Annotated in this window: 12 protein-coding genes and 1 pseudogene; 3 read left to right on the forward strand and 10 right to left on the reverse strand. The window is 35.6% G+C overall.

The window, feature by feature from the left end:
* The first annotated feature begins 164 nt into the window (after window positions 1-164).
* Entirely contained in the window at window positions 165-2,393 is a 2,229-nt protein-coding gene (gene bglX, locus ACHRV3_RS07030) for a beta-glucosidase BglX (RefSeq protein ID WP_395433783.1), read from the forward strand.
* A 45-nt stretch (window positions 2,394-2,438) separates the two neighbouring features.
* On the opposite strand, the gene ACHRV3_RS07035 is transcribed toward bglX, so the two are convergent.
* The gene (locus ACHRV3_RS07035) at window positions 2,439-2,696 is read right to left on the reverse strand and encodes a hypothetical protein (protein ID WP_047773272.1); all 258 of its coding nucleotides are present in this window, start codon (window positions 2,694-2,696) and stop codon (window positions 2,439-2,441) included.
* Window positions 2,697-3,007: 311 nt separating this feature from the next.
* On the opposite strand from ACHRV3_RS07035, the gene ACHRV3_RS07040 reads away from it, so the two are divergent.
* A complete protein-coding gene (locus tag ACHRV3_RS07040) occupies window positions 3,008-3,763 on the forward strand; it encodes an NrtR DNA-binding winged helix domain-containing protein (protein WP_395434066.1) in 756 nt (251 codons plus the stop codon).
* 31 nt (window positions 3,764-3,794) lie between these two features.
* The gene (locus tag ACHRV3_RS07045; protein WP_047772993.1) at window positions 3,795-4,115 is read left to right on the forward strand and encodes an MmcQ/YjbR family DNA-binding protein; all 321 of its coding nucleotides are present in this window, start codon (window positions 3,795-3,797) and stop codon (window positions 4,113-4,115) included.
* 628 nt (window positions 4,116-4,743) lie between these two features.
* Here ACHRV3_RS07045 and ACHRV3_RS07050 read toward each other — a convergent pair.
* The 9 genes and pseudogenes from ACHRV3_RS07050 to ACHRV3_RS07090 form a co-directional block, all read right to left on the reverse strand.
* Window positions 4,744-5,352 carry an alpha-ketoglutarate-dependent dioxygenase AlkB gene (locus ACHRV3_RS07050; RefSeq protein ID WP_047772995.1) on the reverse strand — a complete coding sequence of 203 codons (609 nt, stop codon included), beginning with the start codon at window positions 5,350-5,352 and terminating at the stop codon, window positions 4,744-4,746.
* Window positions 5,339-5,584, reverse strand: a complete 246-nt coding sequence (locus ACHRV3_RS07055; RefSeq protein WP_395433785.1) for an Ada metal-binding domain-containing protein — start codon at window positions 5,582-5,584, stop codon at window positions 5,339-5,341. Before ACHRV3_RS07055 ends, ACHRV3_RS07050 begins: the two co-directional genes overlap by 14 nt.
* A gap of 48 nt (window positions 5,585-5,632) precedes the next feature.
* The gene (locus ACHRV3_RS07060) at window positions 5,633-6,346 is read right to left on the reverse strand and encodes a 2OG-Fe(II) oxygenase (RefSeq protein WP_395433786.1); all 714 of its coding nucleotides are present in this window, start codon (window positions 6,344-6,346) and stop codon (window positions 5,633-5,635) included.
* A gap of 45 nt (window positions 6,347-6,391) precedes the next feature.
* Window positions 6,392-6,544, reverse strand: a pseudogene (locus ACHRV3_RS07065) (MGMT family protein); the annotation flags it as partial.
* Window positions 6,545-6,582: 38 nt separating this feature from the next.
* Window positions 6,583-7,449 (reverse strand): methylated-DNA--[protein]-cysteine S-methyltransferase, encoded by an 867-nt coding sequence (locus tag ACHRV3_RS07070; RefSeq protein ID WP_395433787.1) that lies wholly within the window; start codon window positions 7,447-7,449, stop codon window positions 6,583-6,585.
* A gap of 173 nt (window positions 7,450-7,622) precedes the next feature.
* Entirely contained in the window at window positions 7,623-8,087 is a 465-nt protein-coding gene (locus tag ACHRV3_RS07075) for a GNAT family N-acetyltransferase (protein ID WP_395433788.1), read from the reverse strand.
* Between the two features lie 52 nt (window positions 8,088-8,139).
* Entirely contained in the window at window positions 8,140-8,472 is a 333-nt protein-coding gene (locus ACHRV3_RS07080; protein ID WP_047773003.1) for a multidrug efflux SMR transporter, read from the reverse strand.
* A 77-nt stretch (window positions 8,473-8,549) separates the two neighbouring features.
* Window positions 8,550-10,868 carry a patatin-like phospholipase family protein gene (locus tag ACHRV3_RS07085; RefSeq protein WP_395433789.1) on the reverse strand — a complete coding sequence of 773 codons (2,319 nt, stop codon included), beginning with the start codon at window positions 10,866-10,868 and terminating at the stop codon, window positions 8,550-8,552.
* A gap of 408 nt (window positions 10,869-11,276) precedes the next feature.
* Window positions 11,277-11,864 carry a hypothetical protein gene (locus ACHRV3_RS07090; RefSeq protein WP_395433790.1) on the reverse strand — a complete coding sequence of 196 codons (588 nt, stop codon included), beginning with the start codon at window positions 11,862-11,864 and terminating at the stop codon, window positions 11,277-11,279.
* Between the last annotated feature and the right edge of the window lie 80 nt (window positions 11,865-11,944).

The raw sequence follows: 11,944 nt of genomic DNA on the forward strand, positions 1-11,944 counted from the left end.
AAAAAATAAACACTATTGTTTCAATACAAATACTGTTTTTTGTCAGCGGTTTATTTTGTGGAGAGAATTTAAAAATTAACAAACAGGTAGTGCTAATTGATTCCAAAAACTTAAAATACGCATCAGATCATTTATCGGTTTTAATAGAAGATAATTAAATTAATATGAAGAGAATAACGACAATTACTTTGTTGATGGTTTCCTTTTTCGCGATAGCGCAACAACAGTCAATAGATCAGAAAGTAAATGATTTATTGAAAAAAATGACTCTGGAGGAAAAAATTGGCCAGCTTAATCAGTACACAGGCGATAATGCTGCAACTGGGCCAATTACGATCAACGCAAACAAACAAGCCGAAATAAAAGCAGGAATTGTAGGTTCAATGCTAAATGTTGTCGGAACAAAATATACCCGACAATATCAGGAATTGGCGATGCAATCCCGTTTAAAAATTCCGTTGTTATTTGGTCAGGATGTTATTCACGGATACAAAACGACCTTTCCTATTCCGCTGGCGGAAGCTGCAAGTTGGGATTTGGCGGCTATAGAATTAGCCGCCAGAGTTGCCGCTACCGAAGCAGCTGCAAGCGGAATTCATTGGACATTTGCCCCCATGGTTGATATTGGGCGTGACCCACGCTGGGGAAGAGTTATGGAAGGAGCAGGAGAAGATACTTATCTGGGTTCTAAAATTGCTTATGCGAGAGTAAAAGGATTTCAGGGCAACAAATTGGGAGATCTAAATTCTGTTATGGCTTGTGTGAAACACTTTGCAGCTTATGGAGCCGCTACCGGTGGAAGAGATTACAACTCGGTAGACATGAGCGAAAGAATGTTGTTTGAAACTTATTTACCTCCTTTTAAAGCAGCACTAGATGCAGGAGCAGCAACATTTATGAATTCCTTTAATGATTTAAATGGAATTCCGGCTACAGGAAATGTTCACTTACAGCGCGACATTTTAAAAGGAAAATGGAATTTTCAGGGATTTGTAGTTTCTGACTGGGGTTCTATCGGAGAAATGGTAGCCCACGGTTATTCAAAAGATCTTAAAGCCGCTGCGCTTTCTGCCATCACAGCAGGAAGTGATATGGATATGGAAAGTAATGCATACCGTTATCATTTAGCGGAGTTAGTAAAAGAAGGAAAGGTAGCTGTTGACTTAATCGATGATGCCGTAAAAAGGATCCTGCGCAAGAAATTTGAACTGGGATTATTTGAAGACCCCTACCGATATTCAGATGAAAAAAGAGCCGAAAAAGTATTAAATAATCCGGAGAACAGAAAAGCAGCCAGAGAAGTAGCGCAGAAAAGTATTGTTTTATTAAAGAATGATAACGAAACGTTACCGCTTTCTAAAAACTTGAAAACAATTGCATTTATTGGCCCAATGGTCAAAGAATACAAAGCCAATATGGGTTTCTGGTCGGTTGAATTACCGGATGTTGATTACAATAAATGGGTAGTGTCCCAATGGGATGGATTGCAAAATAAAGTCGGCAAAAACACCAAATTGCTTTACGCTAAAGGTTGTGAAGTGGACGGAGACAATAAAGACAGTTTTGCGGAGGCGGTTGCCACAGCGCAACAAGCCGATGTCGTTATTCTGAGTATTGGTGAAAGACGTGACATGAGCGGAGAAGCCAAAAGTCGAAGTGATCTCCACCTACCTGGAGTTCAGGAAGATTTAGTAAAAGCAATTCAGGCTACGGGGAAACCGGTTGTTGTTTTGGTAAATGCAGGCAGGCCGCTTATTTTTAACTGGACAGCAGACAATGTTCCTGCTATTGTATATACCTGGTGGCTGGGAACAGAGGCCGGAAATGCTATTGCCGATGTTTTGTTTGGCGATTACAATCCTTCAGGAAAATTGCCAATGACTTTCCCAAGAGAAGTAGGGCAAATTCCAATTTATTACAATCACTTTAGCACCGGAAGACCGGCTCCGAATGAAAATGCGACAGGTTATGTTTCTTCCTATATCGATTTAAAAAATTCACCAAAGTTTCCTTTTGGATATGGATTGAGTTATACAAAATTCAATTATTCGGATTTGAAATTTTCGTCTTTAAAAATGAAGAATAACGAAACAATTAAAGTTTCTTTTCAGCTGTCAAATGTTGGAAAAGTTAACGGGGAAGAAGTGGTTCAACTGTATATAAAAGACAAATTTGGATCTGTGGTAAGACCTGTTTTAGAACTAAGAGATTTTCAAAAAGTAAAATTAAATGCGGGAGAATCTAAAAATATAGAATTTACAATTGACAAAGAGAAGCTTTCTTTTTACAATGATAAATTAGAATGGATTGCTGAACCGGGAGATTTCGAGGTTATGATCGGAGCTTCATCAGCAGATATTAAATTGAAATTTGGCTTTGAATTAGTATATTAAAGTCAATTAAAATTGGGGTTATGGATTATTATCCACTTTTTTGAATTATTTCAAAACCGTGTTTATAAAATCCATAGCGCCAATTCCTTTATAGGATGCATATAAGGCTTTATCAAAAGCTTCGCGTTTCTCTTTTTTGTTTTTGGTTTCCGTTTCAACAATCATTTGGTTGAAAATTCGCTCTTGTTCTTCACTATATTTTAAAGAGGCCTCTAAAAGATAAGTTTTAGAGACAAAACCAAAAGAAGTCCAGATTTTAGTTTGGATCGTTTTATTTATGTTTTTTAACGGATTGGTAATCATAACTCTTGCGTTAATTTTTGATTTTTTATCTTCTTGTAAAAGCAACAAACACAAACACAATTTGTAGTTGTATTCTTTTTTACATCAAATAATAACAATTTATTTATCAAATGTGTTATTATGACGCAATGTACTTCTTTTTTTAATTCGATTTTAATTTTAAGTAAAAATTATGAGTCATTTAGTTTGTTCCGTTTTTCTAAGAAAATAGAGGTTATTAGGGGCTGATTTGTAAAAAAATATTTTCTTTTGTAAAAATGGTTTAAATTGCACGTTCGTTTGAAGAAGAGCGTATTGATTTAAGAAAACACATATTGAAAGAGATACTATTAAATAGCGAAAATTACCAGCCGGGTCTCTCGATCGACTGTGTTATTTTTGGGTTTCATGACAATCAGCTTAAAGTTTTATTGATTAAAACATCCTACGATAACAAATGGTCATTGCCGGGTGGATTTGTACCAATTAAGGAAGATATCGATACTGCTGCCGTTACCGTTTTGAATGATCGCACGGGAATGCAGGGGATTTTTTTAAGACAATTTGCCACTTTTGGCAGCATAAAACGAAAAGATCCTAATTTTGATAGTACAGTGCTGGATTATTTTGAAATTCCAAAAGACGCCGGCCAATGGTTTACACAAAGGTTCGTAACAATCGGATATTATGCATTAGTCGATTTTCTAAAAGCTATTCCTCAAAAAGACAACAATCACGAAATTATAGAATGGATTGACCACAAAGAAGTTCCGGAACTGATTTTAGATCATAAAGAAATTCTCGATAAAGCGCTGAATACACTTCGGATAGAATTGAATTTGATGCCAATTGGCTATAATTTATTGCCCGAAAAATTTACGATTCCGGAACTTCAGAAGTTGTATGAAACCATTTTGGATAAAAAGCTCGACAGAAGAAATTTTTTACGGAAAATAACCCATATCGGAATCCTCAAGAAACTCGACGAAAAGAAAAGTAATGTAGCGCACAAAGCCCCAAATTTGTATACTTTTGATAAAGACAAATACGAAGAAGTCCTTAAAAACGGATTGAATCAGGGTTGGTAAGAATAAAAGTTTAATTTTAAAATAAACGATTATGATAACTATTGAAGCATTTAGGACTTTAGCTTTGGCACTTCCCGAAGCAACAGAAGAGCCTCATTTTGAGAAAATCTCTTTCCGAATAAAGAAAAAAATATTTGCTACCATTGATGAGAAAAAGAACCTGGGTGTTTTTAAATTCAATGAAATAGACCAATCTGTTTTTTGTGCCTCAAGTGAACTGATTTTTTACCCCATTCCCAACAAATGGGGAAAGCAAGGTTGGACATTTGTAGATCTTGCCAGAGTTCCAACCGAAATGTTTGAGGATGCTTTGTCGATTTCCTATAATACTGTAGCACCTAAAAAAAGATAATTTACCCATAGTACATTTAGTAAAAGACATTTAATAAGTGTTTTTTTTAGTAGCCGTTGGTTTTAACCAACGGATCTAAAAAGTCATCGATGCGGGCTTTAGCCAAAATCTTGAGCGCAATATTTTGGCTAAAGCCTATTAATTGAAATATATGTGACCGTTGATTAAAACCAACGGCTATTGAAATCTAGATAAATTATTTTCAATTGAAATGACTAATTTTAACGATGATAAATCGTATTTGGAATCGTAGATCTTGCTAAAGTTCCAACCGAAATGTCTCAAGATGTGTTGTCAATTTTCTATGCTACTGTAGCGCCTAAAAAAAGATAATTTAGCCATAGTATATTTAGTAAAAGTACATTTAGTAAATATTGTTTTTTTCAATAGCCGTTGGTTTTAACCAACGGATCTAAAAGGGCATCGATGCGGGCTTTAGCCAAAATTTTGAGCGCAAGATTTTGGCTAAAGCCTATTAATTGAAACCTACGTGACCGTTGGTTAAAACCAACGGCTATTGAAATCTAGATTGATTATTTTCAATTAAAAAGACTAATTTTTAGCGGTGATAAATGGTATTTGAAATAATTTTTATTGGCTGATTTTCTAAATATACTATTGGTATAATTTACAAAACAATAGTTCTGAAAGTAAGATTCACTCTGGGTTTTGACGTTGTTTTTGTTGGCGGTAAACGATGCAACCAATTTGTTTGGGTCGTATCTTTCATCACTAATAAACTACCATGTTCGAGAATTAAAGAAACAACTTCTTTGGTTTCTTTATGTTTGAAAGCAAATTTGCGTTCAGCGCCAAAACTTACAGAAGCGATTGCTCCATTTTTTTTCAAATCTTTTTCGGCATCACTGTGCCATGCCATTCCTTCGTCGCCGTTATGATATAAATTTAACAGACACGAATTAAAGGTTTCGCCGGTTTTTTCTTCAATTGCTGCTTTGAGTTCCAGTAATTCTTTGGTCCACGGTTTGGCTTTTTTGGTCGTGTTAGAGTAGGTGTATTCAAATTCCTGATCGCCATACCAGGCTACCTTTCGTTTGGTTAAAATCAATTTTCCGAAGATAATGGCCTGATCATTTTTCCATTCGATGGTTTCCAGGAGATTGTCACGATAGAAGTTGGCTTTTTCTCTTAAAAACAATCTTCCGTAATAATTTACAGTACCATCTTTAGGTAATAAATTGGTTTTTTCGTCTGTTTCGGGATTAAATAAGTCCATTTTTCCATTTTTGATATTCGGTTTTCATGCAATGTCCACAAGGTCTGAAACCCTTTTGTATGGCTTCTTTTTCGGAAAGGAAGAAAACCCGATTTTCGCGTTTCATTCGTTTACCGGAAGAACATTTCAGCGTTCCGTAAATTTTTAGTTTTTGGTTCCCACCAAAGCAAATTTCGCCATTTTTAATTTTATTCCGCAGATCGCGATCGGAAATTTTATGGTGTTGTGTCATGATTGTGTGTTTTGGGTTAATTATGTTTTTACAACCACAATTTTAAATTTACGACAATGCATCATGAAAAATAATCCCCAAGGTATGTCGCTCCCCTTCATGAATCTCGCTTACACCATGTTTCATATTTACCCGATAATATCCTTTTGTCCCTTTTATTGGACGGAAATTGGTTGTAAAAACAAGCATGTCGCCTTTTCTGGGTTGAAGAACAATTGCTTTAGATTGTGCTCTTGGCGTTTGTTGTGTGAGAACAAATTCGCCTCCCTTAAAATCTTCGTCGGGTTCGTTTAGGAAAAGCACCGTCTGAATCGGAAAATAGACATCGCCATATAAATCCTGATGCAAAGTATTGTGTCCGCCTTTTCCGTATTTTAAGATTAGAACCGTAGCTTTTAGTTGTTCGTTTTGATGACATTGTTCTAAAAGTTCTTCATGTGTTTTGGGGAAGACGGTATCGATATTTAGTGCTTTCATCCAGGCATTTGCAATTGGGGCCAGTTTCGGATAAACAGAAGTTCGAATCGTTTGAATTAATTCCGGAAGCGGATAATTGAAATATTTGTATTCACCCAAACCAAACCGATAGCGCTCCATCACAACTGTTTTGCGATACAAAGCAGGGTTGGAATAAGCGGTTTTTAAAGTTTCGCATTGTTCGTCTTCAAGAAGCTTTGGAATTAAAGCAAAGCCTCTTTCATGCATAGATTCGGTGATGCTGTCCCAGTTAAGAGATGCAATTTTGGAATGTAAATTTTTCATGGAAATGATTTTTATATTGTAGTAGAGACGCACTGCTGTGCGTCTCTACGGTTGTGTGTTTTTATTGTGCGTCCTGATAAGATCCGGATTGGATTGTACACCTTCCCAGCCAATAATGGCCGTTTTTCGGGTATTCCCCCACATATAACCACCAAATGTTCCTGTAGATTGAATCACGCGGTGACAAGGAATTAAAAAGTAAAGACGCATATGTAAAGACGCACAGCAGTGCGTCTCTACGGTGTGTTTTGGTTAAGATCCGGATTGGTTTGCACACCTTCCCAGCCAATAATGGCCGTTTTTCGGGTATTTCCCCACATATAACCACCAAATGTTCCTGTAGATTGAATCACGCGGTGACAAGGAATTAAAAAGGCCACAGGATTATGACCAATTGCAGTTCCAACAGCTCGTGAGGCATTTGGTTTTTCGATTTGTTTTGCAATCGAACCATACGTTGAAAGTTGCCCCATTGGAATTTTTAGCAGTGTTTCCCAAACTTTTAACTGGAAATCGGTACCTTTTAAATGCAGTTTTATTTCAGATAGTTTACTCCAGTCATTTTGAAAAATAAACAAAGCATTTTGCTGTGCTAAATCTAGTTTTCGGGAGAATGTTGCATTGGGGAATTTGTGTTTTAAATCTTCAAAACCCATTGTTTCACTTTCGGCGAAAGCCATAAAACAAACCCCTTTTGGAGTCGAAGCGACCATGATATTCCCAAACGGGCTTTCGGCAAAACTGTAGTTTATAAAGAGATTTTTTCCACCGTTTTTGTATTCTGCCGGAGTCATTCCTTCGATGTTTACAAATAAATCGTGCAAACGACTGGTGCCCGAAAGCCCTGTGTCGTAAGCAGTATCAAATAGTGTGGCCTGATTGTCTTCTTTCAGGATTTTCTTGGCGTGTTCGAGACTTATATATTGTAAAAATTTCTTCGGACTTGTTCCTGCCCATTCGGTAAACAAACGCTGAAAATGAAACGGACTTAAATGTACTTTTTCGGCAACGACATCAAGATTCGGTTGCTCCCGAAAGTTGGTTTTGATATAGTCTATTGCTTCTGCAATGCGATTATAATTGATGTTTTCCTGTGTGTTCATCTTGTTCAATTTTATAATACAAATATCGGTCGGGTTTTGCGGTTATAAAATCCGAAACTTGCGCAAGTTTTCTCGATTTATTGGTTTGTTCTTTTTGTTTCAAGTTTCAAGTTTCAAGTTTCAGGTTTTGCGTAACTTGAAACTTGAAACTTGAAACCTGAAACAACTTTTCTCTACTCGAGGCTCTTTTCCATCTTGTAGTTGATAAGTTCAACTCCTGATCTGATGTTTTTTCGTTTGGCTTTTACTACAAATCCTTTCTTTTCGAAAAAAGGTTTTGCGGTTATACTGATATCGGAGGTTATGGTTTTTGAACTTCTTTTTTTGGCTTCGAGTTCTAAACGGGTTAAGAGGTTATTAGCGATTCCTTGTCTTTGGAAATCTTTATGGATGTAAAAGAAATCTATATAATTGGTGTCTTTCAGCGTTCCGTAGCCGACTATTTTATTTTCGATAAGGGCTAATAAAACAAATTGCTTTTCAATAACTTCAATCCAACGCTCTGTGTTGTTCACTCCTGAAGTCCAGACCTCGATTTGTTGTTCGTTATATTCTTTTTGACAGACAGATTTAATGGTAGCAACAAATAGTTCCTGCATTTCTTTTAAGTCTGCGAGCGTTGCTTTTCTGAAATTCATGGATGGTATTTAAGCATACTTTGTTGCGGTTTTTTCACAGTAAAAATTTTAATTAATGCGCCACAGTTTTAGAAAAAACATTAATTACAAGGACTCCGATAAGGATCAACAGTAAGCCAATAATCGCAGGTAAATCTGGTATTTGTTTGAAAAAAACAGCTCCGATAATCGTGATTAAAACAATTCCGACTCCGGACCAGATGGCATAAGCAATTCCGACAGGGATAGTTCTAATGGCAAAACTCAAAAAATAAAAGGCACCACAATACCCCATAACCGTAATGATACTCGGTATTAATTTGCTGAATTCTTCCGATTTTTTTAATGCAGAAGTTGCAATGATTTCGAAGATAATAGCAATGCCTAAAAATAAAAAGTTTTTCATAATTCCTGTTTTTTACAAAGTTAAGAAAACCCGACAGCTTTTAGAATCTATCGGATTTATTGTTGGATTTGTAAATTTTACGGATTGAGTGACAAGCCAACACTAAAAAACAACCTCACTTTGTCGATGTTATTTATCCACGAAGTATCAAGATGAATAGGGCCTAAAATGGATTGGTAGGAGATAGTGGCTCCTCCGGAAAGGACAAGACTAGGTTCCTCATTTAGAGCCCAATTTCCTTTTGGAGTCAAGGCTTTATCGATGTAATTGTTAAAATCTTCAAAACCAATAGTGGCAACATTAAAGTGAGGCGTCAGGTATATTTTTCCCATTAGGTTTACTTGAGCACCAAGATTCATTCCTATAAATTGCGTAAGATTGACTTCGTCTTCATGGAGTCCCGGAAAGCAAAAACGATTACTACCGGAAGAAGGGGTGACACCTCCTAAAAAATACTTTACGGCATAACCTAAATCAGTAAAGGATTCTTGATTGCTTTTAAGTTTGTCCAGGAATGTAAAATTTGCATCAAGCCCTATTATCCCTGTTATTCTTTTTGTTAAAAATATTCTTTTTTCAAACCCCAATCCAAATCTGGTATAAGCATTTGTTGGACCGGAAACAGCTGTTATGTTTGAGTCGCTGAAGGAAACATCGATATCTGAAAGTAGCGATCTGCTTAGATTGGCTTTTATTATAGTGCCGTTGTTTGCAAAAAAAACTTTGTCCATGTCATTGTAAGAATAATGCATGTTTAACTCTATCGTATTAAAATTGTAATTATCAATAGACGTTATACTAGGATTATAGTCGGTATTGTATTTTGGTTTTAATAGTACGTACTGGTAATTTAAACCAAAACCGACGTAACTCTTAAGGGAATTTAAATTTTTATTGGCTTCATTTTTAAACTCGAAAGTATTAAAAAGCACATTGTCTGCGGATTTTCCATCTATAAAAATTTCCTGGTTTAAAAACGAGGTATAAAGTTCAGTTGCCCACCACCAGTCTTTGTTTTTTCCAAAATTTTTCTGAAAATTGACTCTCGCTTTGGGTTGCTCGGCAATATCTAATGTTACAAGAAGACGAGAGGATTCAGCAATGACATTTCTGGCGGTGTAATTAAAAATAAGCCCGACACCTCTATAAGTGTCATAATGTAATGACATGTTGATTTGGTTCTTGGCACGTTCAAATCCAATTATTGTAATTCCCAGTTTGTCTTTATTTTTTATGAAGTAGTGATACGTTATTTCGTCAAAAAGATTGGTACCCATGGCTCTGTTGACCCCTGCCATTAAATCTTCGGTGGTATATTTTACATGTGTTTTGAGGTTTGCTCGGGCCATCACTAAAGGAAGGTTTTCGGCACTTATTTTTTTATAAACAATGGTATCAAGAATAAATTCCCGGGGCATTTTCGGCAGCTCGTGAATGCGTTGAGGATATCCTTTTAATTGATCTGCAAGAGCAATTAAAGCAGGTAGGTTTTGTTCGGTTGCAATTTTTCCATCTTTGTAGATTTCGTTACTTTTTCCAAAATCAGCGGTAGAAAAACGTAAGTTTGGCGGATGATCAACTAAGATCGTACAGAGGGCTCTATTTGCCGGATTTTTAATATTACTTGGAAACATACTGGTTTGCATCAATATAGTCACAAGACTATTTAATTTGTCAATGGGTTGCATTCCTCCCCCTACATCGCTGCCAATAATGATGTCGGCACCCATTTGTTTCGCAACGTCTGTTGGAAAATTATTCAAAACCCCTCCATCAACTAATACTGTTTTTTCGTAAACCATTGGCTTAAAGATAGCCGGCAACGACATACTGGCTCTCATAGCATAGGCTAAACTGCCTTTGCTTAAGATGACTTCTTTTCCCTCGACCAAATCAGTAGCCATGGCTCTAAAGGGAATCGGTAAACTGTCGAAATTTTTGACATTATAAACAGGAAAGGTCAACTCGGAAAGGTATTCTCGTAGATTTTGATCGTTTAAGAGTGAGCCAACCCTGTTTAGTTTTCCCTCTTTGATTCCTATTCCAACTAAATACCTCTGAAATTCTCTTTTTTCTTCTGCACTTGCGGTTCTTAAGGACTGACCTCCGCCAAGTAATTTATCCCAATAAATATTTTTGGTGATTTTTTCAATACTATCTCCCGAATATCCCATTGCATATAAACCTCCGATGATGCTTCCCATACTATTTCCGACAATCAGATCGGGAACAATGTGCAAAGAATCGAGTTTTTGCAAAAGCGGAATATGTGCAATTCCTTTTGCGCCGCCACCACTTAAAACTAATACGACTTTAGGTTTCTTCTCCTGAGAAAAAATAACGTGCGGAAGCGTTAGTAACAATAAGAAGACAAATAAATAAGATGTTTTTTTCAAGGTTATAGTGTTTGATACTTTGATAAATAGAAACTTATTTTGATTCTTAAAAGTAAGCAGTTATTTGTTAAAGGACAATTTTTTTGGAAGAAATGTTCAATAGGCATTGATTGATCGTTAGGTGTTTATGGCTAAACCATAAAACTTTGGATTGTTGTAAGGTTTCTGAAAGTTTTTGTGCGAAAAAATTGTACTTTCCCAAAAAAAGCATGAACAGAATTGTATTGATTTTGATGAGTCTTAGCCTTTCTATGTTTTCCCAAAAAAAACAACTTAGTAAAGAAGAAAAAGATATGATTTACGACATTACTTATAGAAGAAGTAAAGCAATCTTTAAAACCCCATCATTTTTTAACTTACACAGTTAGTGAGACACTACCGTTTATTTTTATAAGATGAATTTCTAAATCAGTTAGATTTTATATTTTTTAAAAGTGCTTGGTTTATTTCATCCTGTTTTTGTTTTCTTTCTTTGTCTTCCTGCTCCTTTTTTCTTTGATCTATTGTTGCTGTCAGAGAAATTTCTTTTTCTTTATTTAAATCTTCAAGTTTTTTAGAACTTTCCTCAAGTTCACTTTTTGATTTATTTAGTTTTTCTTCCAATTTTGTTATTTGTTCTTTCTTTTTTTCTACTTCTTTTCGAGTATCATTATTTGAACTGTTTTCGGAATTTTGAAGTGCAGCCAATTGGTCTTGCTGTTTTTTTAAATCAGAATTTAGTTTTGCCGTTTTTTCTTCCAATTTCTTTTTATTTTTTTCTTCATTCGCAATTTTTTTTTCTGTTTTCCTGGCCTGATTCATTGATTGATTCATCATTGTTCTCATCTGCCATTGTCGATCTGCAGTTGCTCGTTCATTTGCCCACTTTTGATTTTGTGCGTTTATTTGTTGGTGCATCTGTCTATTTTGCTGCATTGCTTGCATATTAGAGTTGCTTTGCGCATTCATAGAAAAAGATAAAATCAAGATTAACATTATAATCAAGCGTGTTCTCATAGATTAGTTTTTTGGTTTGTTTAGATTCCCAAAAGTATACTTATAATTTAAAATAATACTAAATATCTGATTAATGTTAC

Source organism: Flavobacterium sp. FlaQc-49 (genome assembly GCF_044005985.1).
In the GTDB taxonomy this organism is placed as follows: Bacteria; Bacteroidota; Bacteroidia; order Flavobacteriales; family Flavobacteriaceae; genus Flavobacterium; species Flavobacterium cupriresistens.